This is a genomic window from Erwinia sp. Eh17-17 (assembly GCF_039675725.1).
Classification (GTDB): Bacteria; Pseudomonadota; Gammaproteobacteria; order Enterobacterales; family Enterobacteriaceae; genus Erwinia.
Window position 1 is genome coordinate 641696 of the sequence record NZ_JBDFQT010000002.1, and the last position, 24323, is coordinate 666018.

Annotated in this window: 23 protein-coding genes; 7 read left to right on the forward strand and 16 right to left on the reverse strand. The window is 55.1% G+C overall.

Annotated features, from left to right (window positions below):
- Positions 1-10: 10 nt before the first annotated feature.
- The 6 genes from ABEH87_RS08415 to ltnD all read right to left on the reverse strand — a co-directional run bounded on the left by ABEH87_RS08415 (position 11) and on the right by ltnD (position 6891).
- Entirely contained in the window at positions 11-1441 is a 1431-nt protein-coding gene (locus ABEH87_RS08415; protein WP_346575625.1) for an aminotransferase class III-fold pyridoxal phosphate-dependent enzyme, read from the reverse strand.
- Between the two features lie 374 nt (positions 1442-1815).
- Positions 1816-3171, reverse strand: a complete 1356-nt coding sequence (locus tag ABEH87_RS08420) for a GntP family transporter (protein WP_346575627.1) — start codon at positions 3169-3171, stop codon at positions 1816-1818.
- Between the two features lie 144 nt (positions 3172-3315).
- Entirely contained in the window at positions 3316-4092 is a 777-nt protein-coding gene (locus ABEH87_RS08425; protein WP_346575629.1) for an HPr family phosphocarrier protein, read from the reverse strand.
- A gap of 2 nt (positions 4093-4094) precedes the next feature.
- Positions 4095-4718, reverse strand: a complete 624-nt coding sequence (locus tag ABEH87_RS08430; RefSeq protein ID WP_346575630.1) for an aldolase — start codon at positions 4716-4718, stop codon at positions 4095-4097.
- Positions 4715-5977, reverse strand: a complete 1263-nt coding sequence (gene otnK, locus ABEH87_RS08435) for a 3-oxo-tetronate kinase (RefSeq protein WP_346575632.1) — start codon at positions 5975-5977, stop codon at positions 4715-4717. The genes ABEH87_RS08430 and otnK overlap by 4 nt, the downstream gene beginning before the upstream one ends.
- A complete protein-coding gene (gene ltnD / locus ABEH87_RS08440; RefSeq protein WP_346575634.1) occupies positions 5977-6891 on the reverse strand; it encodes an L-threonate dehydrogenase in 915 nt (304 codons plus the stop codon). Before ltnD ends, otnK begins: the two co-directional genes overlap by 1 nt.
- A gap of 314 nt (positions 6892-7205) precedes the next feature.
- Between ltnD and ygbI the strand changes: the two genes are divergently transcribed.
- Positions 7206-7967 carry a DNA-binding transcriptional repressor YgbI gene (gene ygbI, locus ABEH87_RS08445; RefSeq protein WP_346575636.1) on the forward strand — a complete coding sequence of 254 codons (762 nt, stop codon included), beginning with the start codon at positions 7206-7208 and terminating at the stop codon, positions 7965-7967.
- A 173-nt stretch (positions 7968-8140) separates the two neighbouring features.
- Entirely contained in the window at positions 8141-8386 is a 246-nt protein-coding gene (locus tag ABEH87_RS08450; protein WP_346575638.1) for a hypothetical protein, read from the forward strand.
- 212 nt (positions 8387-8598) lie between these two features.
- Here the strand turns inward: ABEH87_RS08450 and ABEH87_RS08455 are convergent, their stop codons facing one another.
- Together ABEH87_RS08455 and ABEH87_RS08460 are read right to left on the reverse strand one after the other, a co-directional pair.
- The gene (locus tag ABEH87_RS08455; protein WP_346575640.1) at positions 8599-9699 is read right to left on the reverse strand and encodes a hypothetical protein; all 1101 of its coding nucleotides are present in this window, start codon (positions 9697-9699) and stop codon (positions 8599-8601) included.
- Positions 9700-10174: 475 nt separating this feature from the next.
- Positions 10175-10798, reverse strand: a complete 624-nt coding sequence (locus ABEH87_RS08460; RefSeq protein WP_346575642.1) for a LysE family translocator — start codon at positions 10796-10798, stop codon at positions 10175-10177.
- Between the two features lie 753 nt (positions 10799-11551).
- On the opposite strand from ABEH87_RS08460, the gene ABEH87_RS08465 reads away from it, so the two are divergent.
- From ABEH87_RS08465 to ABEH87_RS08485, 5 genes are all read left to right on the forward strand, one after another.
- The gene (locus tag ABEH87_RS08465; protein ID WP_346575644.1) at positions 11552-12976 is read left to right on the forward strand and encodes a cytochrome ubiquinol oxidase subunit I; all 1425 of its coding nucleotides are present in this window, start codon (positions 11552-11554) and stop codon (positions 12974-12976) included.
- Between the two features lies 1 nt (position 12977).
- The gene (gene cydB / locus ABEH87_RS08470; RefSeq protein ID WP_346575646.1) at positions 12978-13985 is read left to right on the forward strand and encodes a cytochrome d ubiquinol oxidase subunit II; all 1008 of its coding nucleotides are present in this window, start codon (positions 12978-12980) and stop codon (positions 13983-13985) included.
- A gap of 194 nt (positions 13986-14179) precedes the next feature.
- The gene (locus ABEH87_RS08475) at positions 14180-14434 is read left to right on the forward strand and encodes a CsbD family protein (protein ID WP_346575648.1); all 255 of its coding nucleotides are present in this window, start codon (positions 14180-14182) and stop codon (positions 14432-14434) included.
- A gap of 163 nt (positions 14435-14597) precedes the next feature.
- Positions 14598-14948, forward strand: a complete 351-nt coding sequence (locus ABEH87_RS08480; RefSeq protein ID WP_346575650.1) for a carbohydrate porin — start codon at positions 14598-14600, stop codon at positions 14946-14948.
- A 401-nt stretch (positions 14949-15349) separates the two neighbouring features.
- Entirely contained in the window at positions 15350-16597 is a 1248-nt protein-coding gene (locus tag ABEH87_RS08485; RefSeq protein ID WP_346575652.1) for a carbohydrate porin, read from the forward strand.
- 52 nt (positions 16598-16649) lie between these two features.
- Here ABEH87_RS08485 and fetB read toward each other — a convergent pair whose 3' ends face one another.
- The 8 genes from fetB to arnC are packed head-to-tail and all read right to left on the reverse strand — an operon-like array spanning position 16650 to position 24323.
- The gene (gene fetB / locus ABEH87_RS08490; RefSeq protein ID WP_346575654.1) at positions 16650-17408 is read right to left on the reverse strand and encodes an iron export ABC transporter permease subunit FetB; all 759 of its coding nucleotides are present in this window, start codon (positions 17406-17408) and stop codon (positions 16650-16652) included.
- The gene (locus tag ABEH87_RS08495; RefSeq protein ID WP_346575655.1) at positions 17395-18060 is read right to left on the reverse strand and encodes an ATP-binding cassette domain-containing protein; all 666 of its coding nucleotides are present in this window, start codon (positions 18058-18060) and stop codon (positions 17395-17397) included. The genes fetB and ABEH87_RS08495 overlap by 14 nt, the downstream gene beginning before the upstream one ends.
- 42 nt (positions 18061-18102) lie before the next feature.
- Positions 18103-18489 carry a 4-amino-4-deoxy-L-arabinose-phosphoundecaprenol flippase subunit ArnF gene (gene arnF / locus ABEH87_RS08500; RefSeq protein ID WP_346575657.1) on the reverse strand — a complete coding sequence of 129 codons (387 nt, stop codon included), beginning with the start codon at positions 18487-18489 and terminating at the stop codon, positions 18103-18105.
- Positions 18489-18812 carry a 4-amino-4-deoxy-L-arabinose-phosphoundecaprenol flippase subunit ArnE gene (gene arnE, locus ABEH87_RS08505; protein ID WP_346575659.1) on the reverse strand — a complete coding sequence of 108 codons (324 nt, stop codon included), beginning with the start codon at positions 18810-18812 and terminating at the stop codon, positions 18489-18491. The genes arnF and arnE overlap by 1 nt, the downstream gene beginning before the upstream one ends.
- The gene (arnT, locus tag ABEH87_RS08510) at positions 18809-20470 is read right to left on the reverse strand and encodes a lipid IV(A) 4-amino-4-deoxy-L-arabinosyltransferase (RefSeq protein WP_346575661.1); all 1662 of its coding nucleotides are present in this window, start codon (positions 20468-20470) and stop codon (positions 18809-18811) included. The genes arnE and arnT overlap by 4 nt, the downstream gene beginning before the upstream one ends.
- A gap of 6 nt (positions 20471-20476) precedes the next feature.
- On the reverse strand, positions 20477-21370 hold the full coding sequence (arnD, locus tag ABEH87_RS08515; protein ID WP_346575663.1) for a 4-deoxy-4-formamido-L-arabinose-phosphoundecaprenol deformylase: 894 nt from the start codon (positions 21368-21370) through the stop codon (positions 20477-20479).
- Complete coding sequence (arnA, locus tag ABEH87_RS08520; RefSeq protein ID WP_346575665.1) at positions 21367-23349, reverse strand: bifunctional UDP-4-amino-4-deoxy-L-arabinose formyltransferase/UDP-glucuronic acid oxidase ArnA; 1983 nt, start codon at positions 23347-23349, stop codon at positions 21367-21369. The genes arnD and arnA overlap by 4 nt, the downstream gene beginning before the upstream one ends.
- Complete coding sequence (gene arnC / locus ABEH87_RS08525; RefSeq protein WP_346575667.1) at positions 23346-24323, reverse strand: undecaprenyl-phosphate 4-deoxy-4-formamido-L-arabinose transferase; 978 nt, start codon at positions 24321-24323, stop codon at positions 23346-23348. The genes arnA and arnC overlap by 4 nt, the downstream gene beginning before the upstream one ends.

A 24323-nucleotide genomic window follows, 5' to 3' on the forward strand; every position in this document is an offset into this window, starting at 1 on the left:
TTAAGACGGTTTAACGCTCTCGCTTAGCACGGGTGAGCAACTGGTCGAGAAGCTCGATGGCCTGATCGATTTCCGCCCGGCTGATTTCCAGCGAAGGGGCAAACGTGATGACATTTTTGTAGTAGCCACCAACATCCAGCACCAGCCCGGTTTTTTGCCCCTGATATTCCAGCGTGCCGGAAAGACCGATATCGACCATTTTATCGAGTAGCGCTTTATCCGGCGTGAAGCCATCCGCCTGGCACAGCTCGGCACGCAGCGCTAAACCGAGACCGTCAACATCGCCGATCTCTTTATGCTGACGCTGCAATGTTTTCAGCCCCTCAAGGAAATACGCTCCGCTTTCAGAAACCTGTTTTTCATAATCTTTTTCCGCCAGCATATTCATCACTTCGAGTCCGACAGCCGTCCCCAGCGGATTAGAGGCAAAGGTGGAATGCGTCGACCCTACGGGGAAGGTTTGCGGGTTAATCATCTCTTCACGCGCCCAGATCCCAGCCAGCGGGTTCAGACCGTTAGTCAGCGCCTTACCAAATACCAGCACGTCCGGCGTAATGCCAAAATGCTCGACCGACCACAGCTTACCGGTACGGTAAAATCCCATCTGGATTTCATCCACCACCAGTAAAATACCGTATTCATCAAGAACCTTTTTTAACGCCGGGTAGAAGTTACGAGGTGGAATAACATAACCACCGGTCCCCTGAATCGGTTCAATATAAAATGCGGCAAACTCAGCCTCGCTGACTTTTGGATCCCAGACGCCGTGATATTCGTTTTCAAACAGGCGGGCAAAATCAGCCACCAGCTTGTCAGCATACTCTTCCGGGGTCATCCCTCTCTGACGGCGGAAAGGATACGGGAAGGGAATAAACTGCGCGCGTTCGCCAAAATGGCCAAAGCGACGACGGTAACGATAGCTGGAGGTAATTGAAGATGCGCCCAGCGTACGTCCGTGATAGCCCCCTTCAAAAGCAAACATGCGGCTTTTACCGTGGGTGAAATTACGCACCAGCTTGAGAGAATCATCGACTGACTGCGATCCTCCGACATTAAAGTGTACGCGCCCCGGCAGCCCAAACTTTCGCTCCATATCCTGAGCAATCACTTTTGACAGCTCTATTTTGGTCGGGTGCAGATACTGGCTGGCCAGCTGCGGCAAAGTGTCGATCTGCTTTTTTAATGCATTGTCGAGACGGGAATTGGCATAGCCAAAGTTAACGGCGGAATACCACATCTGCAGGTCGAGATAAGGGGTACCCTGGGCATCAAAAAGATAGCTCCCCTGACAGCGTTCGAATATTTTCGGAGGATTGACATAATGTACCGTATCACCGTGCGAACAATATTTATCTTCATCCTGTAACAGTTGAGCTTCATTAATAATCATCGTTTCTTCCCACATTTCCATATTGAGAGAAGCGAGTATATCCGCTGTCATTTTCATGTCAGCCTGCGAACTTGCCACATTGAGGTTAAGTTTATATTACGCGCCGAAAAAGCATAAAAAGTACAAATGAAATAACAGGATGTTTAATTGAAAACAGGAAGTTACATCGGGATGATTTATGAAATATTTGCATTTACATTATTCTGTCCGCCTGGAGTAATGCCTCTCCAGGCGGACAGGGGGAAACGTTAAAAGATAAGTTTAAATACGCCCGTCACAGTCAGTAAACCTACGATAAAAATAATCGCAATAATCCAGAGAATAATCTTCATTCCATGCCCTCTTCTCATTAAAAAAGTCACTACAACGTAGTGACTTAAGTATAGAAGAAGATTCCATTTTCGCGCTGTGCTGCCGTAACGGAACTACATCACCAGCGACAGCAGCCACACGAGGATAAACCCCGTCAGGCCCATGGCGGTGGTCAGCACCGTCCACGTTTTCAGGCCATCCGCCACCGACAGGCCAAGATAACGTGTCACCACCCAGAAGCCCGCATCATTGACATGGGACAGCCCTAAGCCGCCAAAGCAGGCTGACAGTGTGACCAGCACCAGATGTGTATCGCTTAACCCGGTGACCGCCTGCGTCAGCAGACCGCTGGTGGTCAGGATAGCGACGGTGGCCGACCCCTGCGAGGCACGCAGGGCCAGCGACAGAATAAATGCCGCCGGGATCAGCGGCAGATGAATGGTTTCCAGCGACAGAGCCAGCGCCTTACCGACGCCGGATTCCACCAGCACCTTACCGAACGCGCCCCCTGCCCCCGCCACCAGAATCACGCCCGCTGAGCCGGGGATCGCACGGTCAAGTAATTCGCTCAGTTTCTCTTTGCTCCAGCCACGGCGTAATCCTAACAGCCAGGCCGACAGCGCCAGGGCGATCAGCAGAGCGATAGCCGGTGTTCCCACCAGCGTCAGGAACTGGCGCAGCGCATTACCTTCCGGCAGCACGCTGTGCGCCAGCGTCCCGACGACAATCAACACGATCGGCACCACAATCAGCGACGAGATCAGCCAGGCACCCGGTGGTGACTCGTGATTCTGACGCGGACTGCTTTCCGGTTTTGCCAATTGCAACTGCTCCAGCACCTCCAGAGACAGGTGATACTGGCGCTGATTCATCTTCTTCGCTACGAAGTAACCGACAATGCCCACCGGGATCGACACCACAATGCCCAGCAGCATCAGCCAGCCCATATCCGAACCTAACAGCCCTGCGGCCGCGGCGGCACCGGGATGGGTAGGTAACGCGACGTGTACGGTTAGCATTACTCCGGCCATCGGCAGGCCATATTTCAGCGGAGAAACCCGTGCCACTTTGGTGAAACCGTAAATCAGCGGGATAACAATGATAAAACCGACTTCAAAGAACACCGGGATCCCGAGAATAAACGCCGCCATCGTCAGTGCAGCCACGGTGCGCTTCACCCCCAGCGTATGGGTGAAACGCTGCGCCAGCGACTCTGCCCCCCCGGAGGATTCAATGATGGCTCCCAGCATCGCGCCTAGTACGATAATGATGGTGATTGAGCCCAGCAGCCCGCCCATACCGGAGACGATCACTTTCATAATGTTATCGGCCGGGATCCCCGTAGAGATCGCGACCAGCAGGCTGACGACAATCAGCGCAACAAACGGATGAACTTTCGCTTTAATCACCAGCAGCAGCAGGATAAGCACGCTGGCAACGGCGATGGTCAGTAACAGGGCAGTCGACATCTTTTCAGCCTCGTATGATTTTATTTTACGCCGTGCTCGGCAGCACCGCTTTATTGACTACTTTCCCCGGCTTAGCGGCCTTTTCAGGCAGCAGGAAGCCCGCACTGCGCGCCAGGACGCGCAGCGGTGATAAAAATATTCAAATTATTTAAACGCGTTCAACCAGCTCAGTCCTTCCAGCGTGGTGGTACGCGGGAAATATTCGCAGCCAATCCAGCCGCTGTAGCCGCTGCGGTCAAGCAGGTCAAACAGCCATGGATAGTTGATCTCCCCCTCATCCGGCTCATGGCGGTCCGGGGCGGAGGCGATCTGAATGTGCTGATACTGCCCGGCATAGTGGGTGATCAGATGGCTCAAGTTGCCGTCCACCAGCTGCGCATGGAACAGATCGAGCTGGCAGAATACGCCGGGACGATCGATACGCTTCACGATATCCAGCACCTGATACTGACTGGAGTAAAGGTAATGAGGTTTGGTCTTCGGGTTTAACGCTTCAAGCAGGATACGCACGCCGTGTGGGGCAAACTTCTCAGCGGCATAGCGCACATTGTCGATTAAGGTGCGGCAGCAGGCTTCGCGATCGCTCCCCTCCGGCACCACCGCCGCCATGATGTGAACCTGACGGCAGTCCAGTGCTAAGGCATATTCCAGCGCCCGGTCAATATCCCTGCGGGCATCGGCTTCACGTCCCGGAATTGCCGCAAGACCCCACTCACCCGCCGCACTGTCGCCGGGGGGGGTGTTGAATAACACCAGCTCCAGCTTATTACGGGTTAACGCCTGCTTCAGCGCCTGCGCGTCATAGTCATAAGGGAAAAGAAATTCCACCCCATGAAACCCCGCCTCTGCGGCAGCATCGAAACGGGATAGAAAAGGCAGTTCAGTAAACAGGGTCGAAAGATTGGCAGCAAATTTAGGCATATTTAGCTCCGTAACTCAGCCACTTCGTCATCGTTCAGATAACGAATCGGGCGGTCGCCCAGGGTAAAGATTAAGCGGGCTGTTTCTTCCAGCTCTTCGGTGTTATCCGCCGCTTCACGCAGCGTTTTTCCCACCACCACCGGGCCATGATTCGCCAGCAGGAAAGCCTTGTAATGTGGTGCAAGCTTCGCCAGGTCCTCCCCCAGGCGGGCATCACCGGGGCGATAATAAGGTACCACCGGCACATCCCCCACGCGCATCACCACGTACGGCGTGAACGGGCGAATACAGTTTTGCCTGTCCAGCCCCTCCAGGCAGGAGAGCGCGGTCAGATAAAGGCAGTGCAGGTGAACGATGGCACCACACGCCGGATTATTCAGATAGATGGCGCGGTGGAAGCTGATCTCCTTCGATGGCTTATCGCCGCCGATCCACTCCCCTTCCGGCGTCACTTTTGACAGCCGTTCAGCCACCAGTTCACCCAGACATGAACCGGTTGGCGTAGCCAGCAGCGTACCGTCCTCCAGGCGCATCGACAGGTTGCCTGCCGAACCGGTAGCATATCCGCGCTGGAAAAATGAGGCGCCCAGCCGGACCATCTCTTCGCGTGCCTGCTGCTCAGTCATACTGTGAACTCCGTCTGTGCGCGGGCGAAGAAGTTCTCATCGCCAAAATTTCCTGACTTCAGGGCCAGAGAGACCGGCTGGCTGACGGCCCGCACCCACGGCACGCCGGGGGAGATCGCCGGACCGATGTGGAAAGCGTCAATCCCCAGCGTTTGTGCCACCACGCCCGACGTTTCGCCACCGGCCACGATAAAGCGCTGCCAGCCGCGCTGTTGCAGATCCTGTACCACGGCGGCAAACAGCTGCTCGATCGCCTCGCTGCTGCGCTCTGCACCATACTGCTGCTGAATACGCTGTAAGCTGTCCGGATCGGCCGTGGCAAACAGCATCGGTGCCAGGGCATCCTGCTGGTGCGCTGCCACCCAGTCACCCAGTTCGCGGGCGTAATGGTCGCGCTCCTGCAGGGCTCGTTCCACGTCAACGGCGCAGGAGGCGGCCTGCTGGCGATAGCGTGCAACCTGGCGGTTGGTCATGGTTGAGCAGGAGCCGGACAAGACCACGGCACGCTGGCCCTGAGGCGCACCCGCAATTTGAGCCTCACGACTGTCGTGTCCGGCACTGGCCCACTGTTGCGCCAGGCCGATAGCCAGACCGGAACCGCCGGTCACAAGGCGCATATCACGCAGCGCTTCGCCCTGGGTCAGCAGATGCTGCTCGCTGAGCGCATCCAGCACCACATAACGCACGCCCTGCTGCGCCAGCTCGTCCAGTGCCACACTGACCGCAGCCGCTCCGCGATCGAGCGTCTGGCTGTTAATCAGCCCGGCTTTACCGCTGGCCTGCGCTTCCATCAGTCGTAACAGATTGCTGTCGGTCATTGGCGTCACAGGATGGTGGCGCATACCGGAGTCGGACAGCAGCTGGTCCATCACAAACAGATGCCCCTGATACACCGTGCGGCCATTGACCGGTAACGACGGCGAAATAATGGTCAGTGTTTCCCCCAGCGCGGCCAGCAGTGCATCGGTAACCGGGCCAATATTCCCGCGCGGCGTGCTGTCGAAGGTGGAACAGTATTTAAAATAAAAACGCTCACAGCCCTGCTGTTGCAGCCAGCTCAGTGCCTGTAATGCGTCGCTGACCGCTTTGTCCGCCGCACAGGAACGCGACTTCAGGCTGACCACAATCGCATCAGCCTGCAACGTTAACGATCGGGCAGGTACGCCGTTAACCTGCACGGTGGACATTCCGTTTTGCACCAGGAAACTGGCAATATCCGTTGCCCCGGTAAAATCATCCGCAATCACACCCAGACGCATTATTTCTGCTCCTGTTTAACCGGCAGCGTAATGCCGCTGAAAATCTTAATCACCGCGCTGTCATCTTCACGGCCAAAGCCTGCATTGCTGGCGGAGGTGAACATATTGAAGGCTGTGGACGCCAGCGGCAGCGGGAAGTTCAGCGCTTTAGCCGTATCTGCGACCAGCCCCAGATCCTTGACAAAAATGTCCACCGCTGACTTTGGTGAATAATCACCGTCGACCACATGGCGCATGCGGTTCTCAAACATCCAGGAATTTCCCGCCGCGTTGGTCACTACGTCATACATAGTATCCAGCGGAATACCGGCACGGGCAGCCAGCGCCATCGCTTCCGCCCCCGCCGCAATATGCACGCCTGCCAGCAGCTGATGGATGATTTTCACGGTAGAGCCGAGGCCGATCTCACTGCCGATGCGGTAAACTTTTCCGGCAACCGCATCCAGTACCGGCTGCAACCGTGCAAACGCTTCGTCACTGCCTGACGCCATCACGGTCATCTCACCGCTCGCCGCCTTCGCTGCACCGCCGGAAACCGGGGCATCCAGCATCAGCAACTGATGCTCTGCCAGCTGCTGCTCAATGGCCTGCGCGTCCTGAGACGAAATAGTGGAAGATACCATCACCACGGTGCCTGGCTTCAGACGGGCTGCCAGACCGTTTTCGGCGAACAGGATCTGCTTCACCTGCGCGGCATTCACCACCAGCAGCAGGACGGCATCCAGCTGACGGGCAAAGTCACTGGCAGAGGTCTCTGCCGCCTGAGCCCCGCTGTCACGCAGTGTTTGCAATGCCTGCGGGTTGAGGTCTACACCCCAGGTTTTCAGACCCGCCTTAATACAGGATTGCGCTGCCCCCATTCCCATCGAACCGAGACCAACGACACAAACCGACATTGATGTTGCGTTAGACATACGCTCTCCGTGTTAACTTTGGTGATTATTTGTTTTGATGTGTGAAGTATAGGCGCATTAATCGGCAATTTTGGTGACAGTCATCACAATATTTAACAGGATAATTCTCATACTTAACAATAATTAACACCGAAAGAATCATCAGGTTAATTTGAAATAATCGCGGTATTTCATCATGATAAGGCGGTACAGCGCCGTAGAAATGGCGTGTGAATTTCCATAACCGTGATAATTTGATAAAAATTGTGGTGTGGGGAATCCGTCCCCTCCTTTACACTCAGTGCAGATCCCTCGCAGAGTCAGCAGGAGCAAGAATGATCCCGGTAGAACGACATCAACAAATTTTAGCGCTGGTGCAGGAACGCGGCGTGGTCAGCATCGCCGAGCTGACTGAACGGCTGGCCGTCTCACACATGACCATCCGTCGCGATCTGCAAAAACTGGAAGAACAGGGGGCAGTGCTGCTGGTTTCGGGCGGGGTCCGTTCGACAGAGCGGCTCTCCAGCGAGCCAACGCATCAGGATAAAACCAGCATGTTCAGTCTGGAAAAACAGACGATTGGTGCCGCGGCTGCACGCCATATTCCGCGCAACAGCTGCATCTATCTGGATGCCGGGACTACCACGCTGGCGCTGGCGCGCGAGCTGGGTATGCGCGATGACCTGCTGATTGTTACTAACGATTTTGTTATTGCCAATTATTTGATCGAGTCCAGCCAGTGCAGGATGATCCATACCGGTGGCACCCTGTGCCGCGATAACCGTTCCTGCGTAGGAGATGCGGCCGCCAGGGCGCTGCGTGGGCTGTCGGTGGACATTGCATTTATCTCGGCGTCCTGCTGGGGAATGCGCGGCACTTTTACGCCGGATGAGGAAAAAATTGCGGTGAAGCGCGCGGTCAGTGACGTCAGCCGCAAGCGCGTGCTGCTGGCAGACAGCTCAAAGTATAACAAAATTGCCACCTTCCTGGCCCTGCCGCTTGCCCAGTTTGACGGCATTATTACCGACCCGCACCTGCCCGCCACGGCACGTCAGGAACTCGCCACTCTGGAACTTGACCTGACGCTTGCCGGTTAATTCTGTCACGATTATGGCCCGGACAGGGCCATTAAATTTAGCGACAGCCATCACGAGTTTTCACTTCTTTACCGTTCAGAGTGCGAGAAATACCGCCAGCGCAACTAGACTTATCAGGTCATTTTCAGACTCACTTGTTCCCCTTCCCACTGACCATGTTACAAGGAGATCTTATGAGCAGAATCAATACCAGCCTGGGCCGCTACAGCCTGTCGGCAAAAAATGCGGGCGACCACATCAAAGGTTCCATGGCGATTAACGATGAGGGCGGCACCCAGCTGACCTTGCAGGAATTTCACGAGCATGACCTGGACGATGTGGTGAACAACGTCATCTTCCCGATCACTGGCGGCAATCGGGTCATTACCAGCGCCCTGCGTGATGAAATGGTCAAAGCGGGCTTTAAACAGCAACATTGAATGCCCACGGCACCCGCTGTTGTGACACTATCCATTTGCTTTGCCCTGTGAGCCTCTTTTTTCCATCATCAATCGATTTAGCCGATCGATCCCTATGAATCGATCTATATAAATGCTTATTATTTCTACGGAAAAAATGCGATCATTAATTGCTATAAAACAAATGGCAAAGTCAGACGAATAGTTTATTACCCACTTCGCGTGGGTTTTTTTTACTGTGCTGCTGGCGGTAACTCCGCATTTTCTGGCGCGTTTTCTGCAAGCTCTTCAGCATCCCTTTTGCGACGGCGAAGCCCATTCTGACGCACCAGAAAAACCGGAGCGGCAATAAAGAGCAGCAAACTCCCTGACATACCGCAAATCACCAGGCTGAGCACGCCTAAGCCCCCGGCTCCCGCCGTGACACCAGCAGCCACCAGAGAGAGCAGGAAAAAGAACGTCAGTGTCATACTGACTGGCCAGATATTCACAATATCCATCTCGCTCAGAGCCATTTTTACCGGTTTCGCGGACAGCAGCGCCGCGCGTTGTTCCTCATCGATAGCCTCCTGCAGTACCTGTAAATCAAGGCAGGGTGCGACAAAATCCTCGACCTGCTGCGGGTTGTGCAGTTCTGCGAATATCCGCTCTACGGGCGGAAACGTCAGCGGCCAGCTGGCACTGTGCACGCCGTAAGTGCTGAGCGCGGGCAGCGTAATACGCGGCCAGTGTATCGCCTGCAAATAGCGATCGTTAAGCACCACCCAGCTCTGGCGGGTAGCACCCTGAGTGACATGATACAGTTTGAAGCGGTCTGCGGGTGGGTAAGACAGATAGGTCACCCGGGCAGTGATGGTGGGAATATGCCGCTGACGGCAGTAGTTGACCCGGCTCTGTCCCTGCACCGCCAGCAGTAACGCCAGCGCTGAAATAAAATAGTATGAAGTGCTGTCAGCGGCCTGCGGCCCGGATAAATGTTCACGCAGCTTTTCTTCGCTGTTGCCACTGAGGTGATCGGGCCACCAGCGCCAGCTGCGGCCAATCACCCGCTCGGTCGGCACCTGATAAACCCCCAGAGGTTCCGTTTCGGAGGGCAGCAGGGCAAAAGGAAATATCTTGCTGAAAAACGTCAGAGCATCGTCCGGGCCATTCCATTCCCCACTGGCTTCCAGCCCGTGTAGATTGGCCGTCAGCTCACCCCAGCCCACTTTTCCCAACATATCAATCTGATATTTGGTATCGGCCAGCCGTTTACCCAACAGCATTATCTCAGCCGGGATCGCCGAAAGATCCAAAAGTGGAATACTGGCGGGCTCGGTGCGTTTACTTTCCATACGGCGGTTTACCCCAAAGGCAGACATGTCTCAGCAAAAAAAATTTGGCTTTAGTCAAAAAAATCAATATATATCAATGAAGTAGTATACTTATCGATTGTAATAATTAGCAATATCTGATGAAAAAAAGCCCACACCTTTATCCGGATAAAAAGCCACATCGCGTAAAAAACCAACGGGCAACGGCTAATAATTCGTTTAAAAATAAGCAGTAACCTTGATTATTTTAAGGAAAAAAATGAGTCATATGCAGGACGAGGTGAAAATTAAACACAGCCGTTTACAACAGTTGGTGGAACGTCTGTGGCATTTTGCCGGCAGCAGTGAACATCAAGCCCGGTGTTTCGCCGATCGCCTGGTGGCCGCCAATCTTGCCGGGATGCCGGAAGCAGAACTGGCCGCGTATTCCCTTCAGGACTCAGATGTAACGGCCCTGCCCTGCCGGGCATCAGGCAGGGCTGACGCCCGGCGGTTATTAACGGGAAAACAACATCTTCAACCCGGCAGCGCTGAAGAAAACAGCAAAAACACCTTCAATTGCGCGGCGGCATTTGCGATAACCCCGGCTCATGGCCTCGGTGGAAAACAGCAGCGCATAACCGCTGAATACCAGCATCCCCAGCAGAGCACAGCCGCCAACAATCAATGGCAGCAGCGAAGGCGCCGCATCGGGTCGGATGCCCAAAGACATAATCGCGGTCCAGACCAGGATGGCTTTCGGGTTAGCCAGATGCAGCAGCAAACCGCGGCGATAGAGTGAACCCGGTGAACCTGGGGCTGCAACCGGTAGCGGGCGAACCTCACCACGGCGCGCAGCGCTGCGCGCCGCTTTCCATGCCATCCATAAAAGATAAATGCCGCCCAACACTTTGATCGCCACAATCGCCTGTGCATAAGCCAGCAGCAGCGTCGACAGCCCGGTGGCCACCAGCAGCGCCCAGCAGAGCGAACCGGTAATCACCCCTGCCGCCAGCGCCAGCGCAGGGCGGCGCCCCTGACTCATCGCCACGCCCATAATCGCCATATTACTGGGGCCGGGGCTGGCAGTGCCCAGCAGGTAAGCCACATAAACCGGCAACAGCATAATAATAGTGTCCATCTCACTTCCCTCGCTAACCGACATTTGCTGGTTATAACACGGACGCTTATCGTTCACTACCAACACTAACGGCGATGAGAAATTTTGATTCATGACAATAATCAGGTGAATAGCGGCAGTCATTTTGTAACTAAATATTTCTAATTACATATTTATGTGTATCACATCCTTAACATTTGCAGGGCTGTTTCCCTGCCTGACTGACGGGAAAAAATTACGTGAAAAGAATGAAAATCCGACAGGCATTCTTTCAACCATATAACACCAAAAAGTAACAATTAATCTACATGCATTTAATCTTTAATCATAAAGCATCGGGTTATTATATTAATCGGGTGCAACTGCTATTTTTTATATCCCCAAAAGCTATATTAAAACCGCTCTTGCCTGCGTCAATAACAGTCAGTTTTCCCTTCATTTTCTGTCGTACCGAGCGTTAAACGAAGTTATAAAAAAGCTTTTACGACATAAAGATACATCGTTTTCACATCCAGGCATCATTACGCGATCTTGCGTTAACATAATCTTTCACCGATTTAACCTGGTGACGAAACAATTGCTCGTAATAATCGCTACTGTTATAGGCCGGTTCACTATTACTGTAGCTACTTCTTCACCTGTTTTGGTCTTAGGATCAAACCTCCGATGAGAAGTCCCGCAACTGGCAAATTTGTTTTTTGCTACAGGTCATCTATTTGTTAGCTGTGGGTAAAAAAATAAAAGGCAGTTGTGCATGTTAGAACGAGGTAAGCAATGTTCGGATTAGATGCGTTCCATCTGGCGAGGATACAGTTTGGTTTCACCGTAGCCTTCCACATCCTCTTCCCGGCTATCACTATCGGCCTGGCCAGTTTTCTGGCCGTGCTCGAAGGACTGTGGCTGAAAAGCAAGAATGAGGTTTATCGCGACCTCTATCATTTCTGGTCAAAAATCTTCGCCGTTAACTTCGGTATGGGCGTGGTGTCCGGCCTGGTTATGGCCTATCAGTTCGGGACTAACTGGGCAGGTTTCTCCCAGTTCGCCGGAAGTATTACCGGGCCACTCCTGACCTACGAAGTGCTTACCGCGTTCTTCCTTGAGGCTGGCTTCCTCGGCGTGATGCTGTTCGGCTGGAATCGCGTCAGCCGCGGTATGCATTTCTTTTCAACCTGCATGGTGGCGTTGGGAACCATTATTTCCACTTTCTGGATCCTCGCCTCCAACAGCTGGATGCAGACGCCGCAGGGCTATGCTCTGCAAAACGGTATTGTGGTGCCGGTTGACTGGTTTAAAATCATCTTTAACCCGTCCTTCCCTTACCGCCTGCTGCATATGTCCGTTGCGGCTTTCCTGGTGACGGCCTTCTTCGTTGGCGCGTCTGCCGCCTACCATCTGCTGCGTAAAAATGACACCCCGGCCGTGCGTAAGATGCTGTCGATGTCGCTGTGGATGGCGCTGATTGTTTCTCCTATTCAGGCCATGATTGGCGATGCCCACGGTCTGAACACCCTGGAACATCAGCCAGCCAAAATTGCCGCCATTGAAGGCCACTGGGAAAACCCGCCGGGAGAAGCCACGCCGCTGATTCTGTTTGGTATTCCGGATATGAAAGAAGAACGGACGAAATACGCGGTGGAAATTCCCTACCTCGGCAGCCTGATACTGACCCACAGTCTGGACAAACAGGTTCCGGCGCTGAAGACCTTCCCGAAAGAGGATCGTCCCAACTCCACCGTGGTGTTCTGGTCATTCCGCGTCATGGTTGGGCTTGGCATGCTGATGATCCTGCTGGGCGCCGTCAGCCTGTGGATGCGTCGCGGTCAGCGACTTTATACCTCACGTCCTTTCCTGTGGTTTGTTCTGCTGATGGGCCCTTCCGGTCTGATTGCGCTGGTGGCGGGCTGGATTACGACAGAAATCGGCCGTCAGCCGTGGGTGATTTACGGCCTGCTGCGCACCCGCGACGCCGTGTCGTTGCACAGCACGCTGCAAATGAGCATCAGCCTGATTGCCTTCCTGCTGGTGTACTGCGCCGTCTTTGGTGTGGGTTACAGCTACCTGGCTAATCTGATCAAGATTGGTCCGCAGACCGGTGAGGGTGACCATACTCCAGACGGTGGCCCGGGCACATCACACACGCCATCGCGCCCGCTTTCTGCGGTGCAGGAAAAACTACAGTCGCCGCAGAAGGAGAAATAAGGTGGGTATCGATCTCTCAATTATCTGGTTTACTATCATCATCTTCGCCACCCTGATGTATATCATTATGGATGGCTTTGACCTGGGCATCGGTATCCTCTTCCCGTTCAATAAAGATCCGGTTGAGCGCGATATGATGGTCAACACCGTTGCCCCGGTATGGGATGGTAATGAGACCTGGCTGATCCTCGGCGGTGCCGCGTTGTTTGGCGCTTTTCCGCTGGCCTATGCGGTAATTACGACCGCACTGGCCGCCCCGCTGACCATTATGCTGATCGGTCTGATTTTCCGCGGTGTGGCCTTTGAGTTCCGTTTCAAAGCCACCGAAGAGCACCGCCCATTCTGGGATAAAGCCTTTATTGGCGGTTCCTTTGTCGCCACCTTCAGTCAGGGCGTGGTGCTGGGTGCGGTAATTAACGGCTTTGAAGTGACCAACCGCACCTACAGCGGCCCGGAACTGGTCTGGCTGACACCGTTTACGCTGTTCTGCGGCGTGGGGCTGGTACTGGCCTATGCACTGCTTGGCAGCACCTGGCTGATCATGAAAACGGAAAACGAGCTGCACCGTAAAATGACTGCGCTGACCAAACCGCTGCTGATCGCCCTGCTGGTGGTCATTGCGATTGTCAGCGTCTGGACGCCGCTGGCGCATGCGAACATCATGCAGCGCTGGTTTACCCTGCCAAACCTGTTCTGGTTCCTGCCGGTGCCCCTGCTGGTGCTGGCTGCCGCCTGGGGTCTGTGGCGCGCGCTGCAGCGTCATGCACACTACACGCCATTCCTGCTGACGCTGGCGCTGGTGTTCCTCGGCTTCACCGGGCTGGGTATCAGTATCTGGCCGTATATTATTCCGCCGTCCATCACCATCTGGGAAGCCGCCTCACCGCCACAGAGCCAGGGCTTTATGCTGGTTGGCGGCCTGCTGATTATCCCGGTGATTCTGGTTTACACCTTCTGGAGCTATTACGTATTCCGCGGCAAAATCAAGCCGGACGAAGGCTACCATTGACCGTCTGATATCGTCAGTCTGAACGCAGCGGCTGATGGCAGATATACGCCGGAGGGGGATCAACGATCCTCCTCTTTTTTTGTCAGTAACTGGCGCCTGCATTCATATTTTTACACACAACCCCCCGGTAAAGCCCGCAAGATGGTCTACGCTTAAAGTCGTTACAGGAAATCATGCCATCAAAAGGAGGCACAATGAGTCTGTTTGATAAAGCGAATGATAAAGCACAAGAAGCTATCGGTAAGGGTCAGGAAGAGTTTGGCAAAGCCGTAGACTCGCCAGAGCATGAATTCAGAGGAAAAGTGCGTCAGCAGGCAGCCAAAGCCTCCTACGCCGTTGATGATGCGCTGGACTGCGTGAAAAGCAAAACTCAGGAGTCACCGCTGGTGTCCCTGGTGATTGCTGCGGGTGTCGGGTTCCTTGCTGCCAAGATTTTTGGCCGCCGTTAATTCCCGCAAGCCCCCATGAACGCCCCCTGTGGGCGTTTTTTTATGCCTGATTTACCTGGATTTTCACCGGCGCATTAAACATTGAAACGGCCTGGGTGAGTTGTGATGTACTGATTGGGTAAGGATTTACTCCAGTTGGTTAATTGCAGAACGAGGTGAAATCATGGAAAGAAAATCACATCCGCAGACTTACCGCATGGCCGCCGCTCTCGCCGCGTTGCTCACCGTAGCCAGCGCCTTTGCCGCACCGCAGCAGCGGCCTCTCCCTCCCTCAGCACAGGCCGAGATCATCACGCCCGAACAGCAGATCCCGTCAATCCCCGAAGAGTACCACAGCAGTCATCCGCAGCCGCTGATGCGCGGCGAGGGCTTTAATTACAACCTTTACTACAACTTTCAGCTGACGCCCCACGTCATTCTGCGGCCCAATCTGCAACAAAGTACAAAACCTGGCGCAGTAGATGATGACTCTCACCGCTTTGTCGGAGGGCTTAGCGCCGGAATTAATTTCTGAAAATTCTGCCGTCAGATCGGCCCATCTCAGCCATGCCGGGATGGGGCTTAATTTCATTACCGATATCGCTGACATATTTTTTCATCGTTATTGTTATTTTTATACAAATTAAATAGCCTGCTAATCTTCTTCAGCACAAAAATACAATATTCCTTATTCCCTCACATGGTGTCATAGCAACCGGGCCACGGTTTACGTGCGCCCGGCGGTTATTACGCATTTTATCTCAAACAATCGCACACCTTCCTGCCTTAAAGGAAGTTTTTTGGAAACCGTGCAGATTGATAATAAAAAGGAATAAAACAGTGACAACTAAATGTACTTTTAAAAGAAAAGCAGCCCCTTCCCTTCTGCTGTGCGGTAGCGCTCTGTTATTGGCCTCTACAGCCGCATGTGCTGATATGGCCCCGCTCAGCGTTAACTCTGATTACCTGTTTGGCGACTGGGGCGGATATCGTAGCGAGCTAAAAGAAGACGGCGTCGATTTCCAGGTGAACTACACCATGGAATCAGCCAGCAACCTGGCGGGCGGGTATCATACCTCGACCACGGCACGCTATACCGACCAGTGGGCGTTTGGCACCACACTCGATCTGGAGAAGTTGCTGAACTGGGATGACACTCAGTTCCAGTTCACCATCACCAGCCGTAACGGTCGCGATCTTACTCAGCATATTACCGACCCGCGAACCGGCGGCCTGTCATCGGTGGAAGAAGTATGGGGGCGTGGTCAAACCTGGCGTCTGACTCAATTCTGGGTTAACAAAGGTCTGTTTGATAACCGGGTAGAGGTTAAAGCAGGTCGTGTTACCGTTGGCGAAGATTTTGGCTCCTTCGACAGTAAGTTCGAGAACCTGGCCTTCGGCAGCGGTCAGGCCGGCAACTGGCGCGGTGACCGCTGGTTTAACTGGCCGGTTTCCCAGTGGGGCGGCCGCATTAAGTTAAACCTGCCGGAAGATATGTTCTTCCAGGTCGGCTTCTATAATCAGAACCGGAATAACTACGATCGCGGTAACGGTTTCTACCTTGACGGTAGCCCGACGCTGGGTAACCTGGTGCCGTTTGAATTCGGCTGGAAGCCTCTGCTTGGCGCAGCTAAGCTGCCGGGGAACTACCGCATTGGCGGTTACTACTCTTCGGTGAACGGTGATAAGTATTCCAGCTATCACAACGGCAGCTACGATACTCAGGCTAAAGCCTACGGCGGCTATGTTCTGTTACAACAGCAGCTGACCGCGACCGATGGCGATGTGAACCGGGGTCTCGGCGTGATCGTACAGGCGGTGATGAACGATCATAAAACCTCGAAAATGGATAACTACCAGGCGTTTGAAGTGACCTGGAAAGGGCCATTTGCCTCACGAGCGCAGGATGAGATTGGTTTCGGCGTGGCGCGTATTCACGTTAACGGTGACTACGGCAAAATGCAGCGCGAAACCAACCGATACAATGGCGAGCACGACTACAACAGCCCGACTTATCTCCCCATCCAGCACGGTTCAGAATGGAACTATGAAGTTTACTATAACGTCCATGCTACCAACTGGCTCAGCGTGCGTCCTAACCTGCAATACGTTGCCTCTCCGGGTGCCGTCAGCGGTGTGAAAGATGCATTTATCGGCGGTCTGAGCGCCAACGTGAACTTCTGACGTAAAAGGCAATTCGCAGGCGGGGCGGACCGAAGAGGTCCGCCCTGATAGATTATTTCAGCTGCGCGCGCGCGGTATAAAACCGGCGGGCGGACAGATACCCGGCAATAATCGTCGACAGGCTGGCCGTTCCCAGCAGCATAAATGTCACCATGATCTGATATTTAATGGCTTTCACCGGGTCGATCCCGGCAAAAATCAGGCCGGACATCATTCCCGGCAAACTCACCAGACCGACCGTTTTCGCCGCATCCACCGTGGGGATCATCGCAGCACGAATGCTGTCACGCACTATCGTTGCTGAAGCCAGCTTGATACTGGCCCCGAGGCTGAGCATCTCTTCAACTTTCTGGCGATTATCACTGAAGCGCTGATTAAGATTACTGAAACACAACCCCACCGCTACCATCGCATTCCCCGCGATCATCCCGGATATCGGGATCACCTGCATCGGCATAAACTCAATGGCCCCGCTGAGCAACAGGATCGCCAGCGTCAGCGTAGTGCCGCTGGTAATCGCGATAAACGAAATCCGGAACCCCCTGTCGATAGCCCGGCTGCGTTTCCTGGCATTCAGCGCCGCATTAACGCAGATAAACAGTACCATCAGCACGGTCAGCCACTGATTGTTCAGGTCGAAAATATATTTGAGCACATAGCCAACAACCACCAGTTGCACAATTGCCCGCGCCACGCTCCAGATAATGTCTTTCTCCAGGCCCAGCCGCTCTTTAGCGCTGACCAGCAGCGCAATCACCACCAGCACCAGCGCCAGTGCCAGCGACTCATTGGTAATATTATGCTGATTCATGCTGGCTCTCCTGCCCGGCGGGGAACAGCGCGATCCGCCGTCTGCCATCATCTATTTCATGACTGTCGTGACTGATCCAGATCGCGGCAGTTCCCTGGCCAGTCTGCTGGTTGATAAGTTCCAGTACGCGCTGCTTATTCGCCTCATCAAGCGCGCTGCTGACTTCATCCAGCAGCAAAATATCAGGCGGGAACTGTAAATTACGCAGCAGTGCCACCCGCTGTTTTTCTCCGCCAGAGAGCCGATCGACCGGTTTATCCAGCATCGAAGATGACAGGCCAACGCGCCGCAGTTCTTCGCCCAGATGCGCGCGATCGATCCGCTGCTGGCGAACCTGATAAGGCAGGGAGAGGTTGTCAAACACGCTAAGGCCAAACAGCTGTGGCGTCTGGAACACGTAAGAGACTTGCTGGCGGTAGCGTTCAGGTTTCAGCTCAGCAAGGGGCTGCCCGTTAAATATCACCTCGCCGCCAGACGGCTCAAGCAGTGAGGCAATAATTTTCAGCAGCGTGCTTTTACCGGCGCCAGATGGCCCGGTCAGCCAGAGGAACTCGCCCTGATGAAGTGCAAAAGAGACCGGTGCCAGCAGCGTTTTCCCCTGACGGACAAAAGAGACCTCACTGACCTGCAGAAGAGGAGATGAAGGGTTCATATGAGCAACTGACTTTGAGTGATGAATCGCGCGATGATAGCACTAACCGCGTGGTTTATTCTGCGGCCAGAAAATCAGTAATAAGCCGGAAAGGATCAGCAGCGCGCCGCCAAGTTTGCCCCAGAGGAACGCTTCATCCAGCCCTGGCAGCCACAGCGCGGCCAGCCAGACCAGCAGATAGCTCAGGCTCAACAGCGGGTAAGCCCGGTTCAGCGGCATACGCTTTAAGGCCAGCAGCCAGCACAGCATCGACAGCGCATAGGCCAGCAGACCGCCCAGCAGGGCCAGCACCGGCAGAGAAAAGTGGGCAAACGCTGCAACAAAAAGAGCCACCCGATCGATAGCGGGAAGCTGAACCATCGCCCACTTCATCAGCAGTTGAGCCGCACTGACCAGCAGCACGCTGCATAATGCAAACAACATGCCCATCAGGTATAGCTCCCCATCACCGCCACGCCGGCTACAATCAGCACGATGCCCAGCACATGACGCCCTGAAAGCGCCTCATCCCACAGCCAGCGCGATGCCAGCGCGACAAAAATAAAGTTCAGGCTCAGCATCGGGTATGCCACCCCTAACGGTACGGTTTGCAGCACCCGCAGCCACACCAGCATCGCCATTGCCAGCAGTAACACGCTGGCAGCCAGCCACCCCAGCAGATGCCGTCGCCCCTTACCAACGGTGGCCTGTTTCTGGCACAGCTGCCCGCTACAGCTCAGCAGGCTGGCCAGCACAATCAGCAGGGTGTTCACGGCAGCTGTTTATAGAAGTAGAACATCATCCTGCCCTGCTGCACGATACGGTCTGGCGTAGGGATAAGCGCATTAACCTCCTCACCTTCATCAGATAACTTCATGACCAGCGACACACTGCCTTTATGCCGCTGCTGGTTCAGCCACGGAGAGAAATCCTGGTTGCCGATCAGGCGATGAGCGCCACTGGCATAGCTTAATCCGTAAGTCAGCTCGCCCGACTCCTCCAGCAGCAGGATATCGCTGCGCTTCAGTTCCCAGGCCAGCGCCGACGCCACTCCGATATTATTCGCCAGCACATAGCGGCTCTGCTGCAAATCAGGGTACACCCTGGCAATAAAGGACTGCGGCTGCTTGGAGTTGATCACCTTATCGGGGATCGCCGCGCCAACCACCAGCACCAGACCCAGCGGGCACAGCGCCGCCAGCCGCCAGTGGTGCGCTCTCCCTGTCAGGCTGATCGCCCCCACCAGCGCCCAGAACAAAAATGCCACGCTGCCCAGCAGGACTTTGATCACCTCATGGCGGGTATACACCGGATGTTTCGCTAACCCCCACGGAGCCATAACCGCCACCATCACCAGCAACAGCACCACGCCGACGATCAGATTAATCACCCCGTTAGCTTTCAACCCGCGTCGCCCCGCTGCGGCAATCTCCGTCGCATGATGCGCCATCAGCAGCGCCAGCGGTGCAAAACAGGGCAGGATGTAGGTCGGAAGCTTACCTTTGGCCACGCTGAAAAACAGCAGCGGCATCACCACCCAACAGAGCAGATAAGACAACCCCGGCGCTGTCTGACGCTGCTGCCAGGCACGCTGCAGTGCCCCCGGCAGCAGCCCCAGCCACGGCAGTACGCCGACAATCATCACCGGCAGGTAGTACCAGAACGGCGCTTTATGCTGAGCATCGTCCTCCGCGAAGCGCTGAATGTGTTCCACCCAGAAGAAGTAGTGCCAGAAGTCCGGTTCCTGTCGGGCAATGCTAATCGACCACGGAGCGGAGATCAGCGCGGCACTGAGCAGGGCCAGCGGCCCGAACAGCAGCAGTTCCCTGAACCTTTTTTGCAATATCATCCACGGAACAATAGCCACCACCGGCACCGCCAGCGCCAGAAAACCTTTGGTGAGGAATCCCATGCCGCAGGCCAGCCCCAGCAGCAGCCAGCCTGTAACCCGCTGCCGCAGGCCCCCGCCCTGCCCGACCAGCCAAAAGCTGCACATCGCGGCGGTCAGCCACAGCGTGATCATTGGGTCCAGCACGGCGTAGGTTCCCACGCTGTAGACCAGCATACAGGTCAGGAAGATCGCCGATGACAGCAGCGCCGTACCGCGTTCACGCCACAGCTGCTGTGCCAGCCAGTAAATCAACAGCGCACAAAGGGAGACGGAAAACACCGAGCCAAAACGCACGGCAAAATTATTACCGCCAAAGATCCACTGGCTGATGTTATTGATCCAGTAGCCAGCTATCGGCTTTTCAAAATAACGAAGATCGAGAAAATGTGGCACCACCCAGTTTCCACTGACCAGCATTTCGCGGCTGATCTCGGCATAGCGCACTTCATCTGGCTGCCACAGCGAACGAAACTCAATGGGGAGTAAATAATAAATCACATATAAAACAGGCAGCAAAAACGCATAACGGGTGTATTTCATGCCGAATCACTCTGATAATTGCTGACAGCCCAGCCAGCCTTCGCGGCCGGAGAGATTCCCCCGAACAATCTTTCCCGTCGGAAGCTGCGTGATATCTTCAGGAAGCAGCTCACTCAACGGACAAAAACGGATCCCCCGCGCTCGCGCCTCGGTGAGCAGCGAGTCAAACATCTCCGCCAGCACAATCCCTTCGGCTTCCGCATGGATGGTATAAACCGGAACGCCCTGCTGGCGGCTGATTTCATCAAGAATAAAAGCGTTATAATCCGCACGGGTCACGCGCGTCCCGACCACCTCGTCCCAGGTTGGCAGCGTCACCGGAATTTGCACGGTTCCGGGGCGACCATCAGGCAGACGAGGCAGGAACGGACCGCTCCCCCGACAGTCACTGTTATAGCTAAAATTAAACGCCTGTTTGGCGGCGAGCACGCGCCCGTCTGCCCGCCAGCCTGCCGCTGCAGAACAGGTTACCGGCTGCCCGGTCACGGCCTCCAGAGCGTCAACGCCGCGGCGAATTTCCTCACTCAGCCTTTCTGCTGGCCACACGCCTGCCCAGGTTTGCCAGGCAAAATGGTCCCAGGCATGCAGACCGATTTCGTGCTGCTGGCTGGCCTGGCGGATCACCTCCGCCAGGCCCTGACCGATGTCCCGTCCCGGCCAGGCAGTCCCTGCCAGCAGGATGTCCCAGCCGTAAAGAGAGGCCGCATTTGAACGCAGCATTTTCCACAGGAAGCGCGGTTTAAGCAGCCGCCACAGATGACGGCCCATATTGTCCGGGCCGACGCTGAAGAAAAAGCTGCCGCGTGTCTGCTGCCTGTCGAGAATATTCAGCAGACGCGGCACACCGTCGCGGGTCCCGCGCCAGGTATCAACATCGATACGCAGCCCGACGTTGATCATTCGACACGCTCTCCCGCCTGTACGGTTTGCAGGAAGAAGTCGAGCGTGGCATCAATGGTGTAGTTCATCGCCACCGAAGGCTGCCAGTTCAGCAGGCGCTTCGCGTTGCGAATCGACGGCTTACGGTGCTCAACGTCCTGATATCCTTTACCGTAGTAGCTGCTGCTTTCCACTTCGCGGAAACCGGCAAAAGGCGGAAACTGATGGCGCAGGGGATGGCGTTCAAAACTTTCCAGCAGCTGTTCAGCCAGCTCTTTAATACTGGCTTCGTTGTCGGGGTTACCAATATTGATAATCTGGCCATCGCAGTTCTGCTGTTTGTTTTCAATAATCAGGAACAGCGCTTCAATGCCGTCACGAATATCGGTAAAGCAGCGTTTCTGACGCCCACCGTCAATCAGCTTAATCGGCGACCCTTCCACCAGATTGAGGATCAGCTGGGTGATTGCGCGTGAACTGCCAATACGTGCCGCATTAAGATTGTCCAGGCGCGGCCCCATCCAGTTAAACGGACGGAACAGGGTAAAGCGCAGCCCCTCTTTTTCGCCGTAGGCCCAGATCACCCTGTCCAGCAGCTGCTTGGAAACCGAGTAGATCCAACGCTGCTTATTGATCGGCCCGACTACCAGGTTAGAGTGATCCTCATCGAAGGTGGCATCGTTACTCATGCCATAAACTTCGGACGTGGACGGGAAAATAATGCGTTTCTTGTACTTCACGCAGTCGCGGATGATCTTCAGATTCTCTTCAAAATCCAGTTCAAACACGCGCAGCGGGTTGCGGGTATATTCAATCGGCGTGGCGATCGCCACCAGCGGCAGCACCACATCACATTTTTTAATGTGATACTCAATCCACTCCGAGTGAATGCTGATATCCCCTTCCACAAAGTGGAAGCGGTCATGGCCCACAAAACGGCTGATAGCATCAGACCCGATATCCAGACCAAAAATTTCGAAGTTATCATCGGCCAGCAGACGCTCGGTCAGATGGTTGCCGATAAAGCCGTTTACACCAAGGATCAGGACACGCGTCCGGCGCCTGGCAGCCATCACCGGCTGGTTAAGCAGTAAGGCTCCGGGCACCACGCCCAGAGTTTGCGCCAGCTGGCTGCCCTGCATATACACGCCGCTCTCGCTCTGCCCGGTCACCACTTCCAGCGCACCGTCAGCGCAGGCCACCACGAACGGGGAGACGGAAAGCACCGTGCCCGGTTTTGCCGCAGGCCAGTCGTGACGAACCAGGGACTGCCAGACAATAAATTTAGCGGCCCCGACATAGCTGAAAGCGCCAGGCCACGGGTCGGTCACCGCCCGCACCAGGTTATGTACCTGCTGCGCGGGCTGCTGCCAGTCAATACGTCCGTCTTCCGGCGTGCGACGCCCGACAACCGTCGCCAGGCGTTCATCCTGTTCGACTTCGGCAAAATCCTCGCTGAGGACAGCGGGCAGAGTGTGCGCCAGCAGCTGTTTTGCGCTCTCGCACACCTTGTAGTGCAGCGTCAGCGCGTTGTCCTCAGCGGCGATCGCGACCTTCTGTTGAGCAATAATGGCCCCGGCATCGGCACGTTTCACCATGCGATGCAGGGTAACGCCGGTTTCCTGCTCACCGTTTACCAGCGTCCAGTTGAGCGGTGCGCGGCCGCGATACTTCGGCAGCAGCGAAGCATGCAGATTAAAGGCACCCACGCGCGCAGAGGCGAGGATCTCTTCGTTGAGCATCTGGCGGTAATGGAACGAGAAAATAACGTCTGGTTTCATCGCGCGGATACGGTCAACCCACAGCGGGTGATTCACCTCTTCCGGCGCGTAAACCGGCACGCCAAGCTGCGCCGCCGTGCGGGCGACAGAGCCAAAAAAGTGGTTCTCATTGGGATTATCTGCGTGAGTAAAAATGGCACAGATATCAAAACCGGCTTCAGCCAGCGCCCGAATACCGGTACATCCCATGTCATGGTAGGCAAAGACCACAGCTTTCATGATGATTTATCCTGTGTGGAGTTGGCGTCGCGGCTGACAACGCGCTGAATGAAATAGCGGGGACGGGCGCGGACATCGTTGTAAATCCGCCCGATATACTCGCCAAGCAACCCCATTCCAACAAACTGAGCGCCGACAAAAATAAACAGGACGGCAAACAGCATAAACACCCCTTCCGCTGCCCACTGCGGACCCAGGAACAGGCGCAGAGCAATCAGCAGCAGGGAAATAGCAAAACCGGCTAACGCAATCACGCTGCCAAAGACGCTTAGCAGGCGCAGCGGCGTGGTCGTCAGACAGGTAATCAGGTCATACATCAGGTTAATCAGCCGCATCAGGCTGTATTTTGAATCGCCAAACTCACGCTCAGCGTGGTGTACGGGGATCTCCGTCGCCCGGCGGGCAAAGGTGTTCGCCAGAATCGGGATAAAGGTACTGCGTTCGTGGCAGTGCAGCATGGCGTCGACGATATGGCGACGATAGGCGCGCAGCATGCAGCCGTAGTCGCCCATCGCTTTGCCGGTAGTGCGCTGGATCAGATGGTTGATGGTGCGCGAGGCGCATTTGCGGAACCAGCTGTCCTGGCGGTTCTGCCGCACGGTGCCAACCACGTCATAACCCTGACGCGCCGTTTCCACCAGGCGCGGGATCTCTTCCGGTGGATTTTGCAGATCGGCATCCAGCGTGATCACCAGATCGCCTGTCACATGGCTGAAACCGGCCATAATCGCCGAATGCTGGCCGTAGTTACGGTTCAGCAGCACCGCGACGATATGACTGCCGTCGGCCTCCGCTGCCGCCGTCAGCATGTCAGCTGAATTGTCACTGCTGCCGTCATCCACCAGCAAAATTTCATAATCGACGGCCAGCTGCGCGCAGGCGGCATCGGTACGGCGAATCAGTTCGGGCAGGCTCTCCTGCTCGTTATAAACCGGGATCACCACGGAGACTTTATTAATCGGTTGTTCTGTCAT

Bases quoted from the DNA above. Each gene is read 5' to 3' on its own strand.
- ABEH87_RS08450 (WP_346575638.1), top strand. From the start codon at position 8,141: ATGAGCAGAATCAATACCAGCCTGGGCCGCTACAGCCTGTCGGCAAAA.
- ABEH87_RS08475 (WP_346575648.1), top strand. From the start codon at position 14,180: ATGAGTCTGTTTGATAAAGCGAATGATAAAGCACAAGAAGCTATCGGT.
- ABEH87_RS08425 (WP_346575629.1), bottom strand. From the start codon at position 4,092: ATGCCTAAATTTGCTGCCAATCTTTCGACCCTGTTTACTGAACTGCCT.
- ABEH87_RS08430 (WP_346575630.1), bottom strand. From the start codon at position 4,718: ATGACTGAGCAGCAGGCACGCGAAGAGATGGTCCGGCTGGGCGCCTCA.
- ABEH87_RS08480 (WP_346575650.1), top strand. From the start codon at position 14,598: ATGGAAAGAAAATCACATCCGCAGACTTACCGCATGGCCGCCGCTCTC.
- arnT (WP_346575661.1), bottom strand. From the start codon at position 20,470: ATGAAATACACCCGTTATGCGTTTTTGCTGCCTGTTTTATATGTGATT.
- fetB (WP_346575654.1), bottom strand. From the start codon at position 17,408: ATGAATCAGCATAATATTACCAATGAGTCGCTGGCACTGGCGCTGGTG.
- ABEH87_RS08455 (WP_346575640.1), bottom strand. From the start codon at position 9,699: ATGGAAAGTAAACGCACCGAGCCCGCCAGTATTCCACTTTTGGATCTT.
- ygbI (WP_346575636.1), top strand. From the start codon at position 7,206: ATGATCCCGGTAGAACGACATCAACAAATTTTAGCGCTGGTGCAGGAA.
- arnC (WP_346575667.1), bottom strand. From the start codon at position 24,323: ATGACAGAACAACCGATTAATAAAGTCTCCGTGGTGATCCCGGTTTAT.
- arnA (WP_346575665.1), bottom strand. From the start codon at position 23,349: ATGAAAGCTGTGGTCTTTGCCTACCATGACATGGGATGTACCGGTATT.
- ABEH87_RS08415 (WP_346575625.1), bottom strand. From the start codon at position 1,441: ATGACAGCGGATATACTCGCTTCTCTCAATATGGAAATGTGGGAAGAA.
- ltnD (WP_346575634.1), bottom strand. From the start codon at position 6,891: ATGTCTAACGCAACATCAATGTCGGTTTGTGTCGTTGGTCTCGGTTCG.
- arnF (WP_346575657.1), bottom strand. From the start codon at position 18,489: ATGGGCATGTTGTTTGCATTATGCAGCGTGCTGCTGGTCAGTGCGGCT.
- ABEH87_RS08420 (WP_346575627.1), bottom strand. From the start codon at position 3,171: ATGTCGACTGCCCTGTTACTGACCATCGCCGTTGCCAGCGTGCTTATC.
- ABEH87_RS08485 (WP_346575652.1), top strand. From the start codon at position 15,350: ATGGCCCCGCTCAGCGTTAACTCTGATTACCTGTTTGGCGACTGGGGC.
- ABEH87_RS08460 (WP_346575642.1), bottom strand. From the start codon at position 10,798: ATGGACACTATTATTATGCTGTTGCCGGTTTATGTGGCTTACCTGCTG.
- ABEH87_RS08465 (WP_346575644.1), top strand. From the start codon at position 11,552: ATGTTCGGATTAGATGCGTTCCATCTGGCGAGGATACAGTTTGGTTTC.
- arnD (WP_346575663.1), bottom strand. From the start codon at position 21,370: ATGATCAACGTCGGGCTGCGTATCGATGTTGATACCTGGCGCGGGACC.
- otnK (WP_346575632.1), bottom strand. From the start codon at position 5,977: ATGCGTCTGGGTGTGATTGCGGATGATTTTACCGGGGCAACGGATATT.
- ABEH87_RS08495 (WP_346575655.1), bottom strand. From the start codon at position 18,060: ATGAACCCTTCATCTCCTCTTCTGCAGGTCAGTGAGGTCTCTTTTGTC.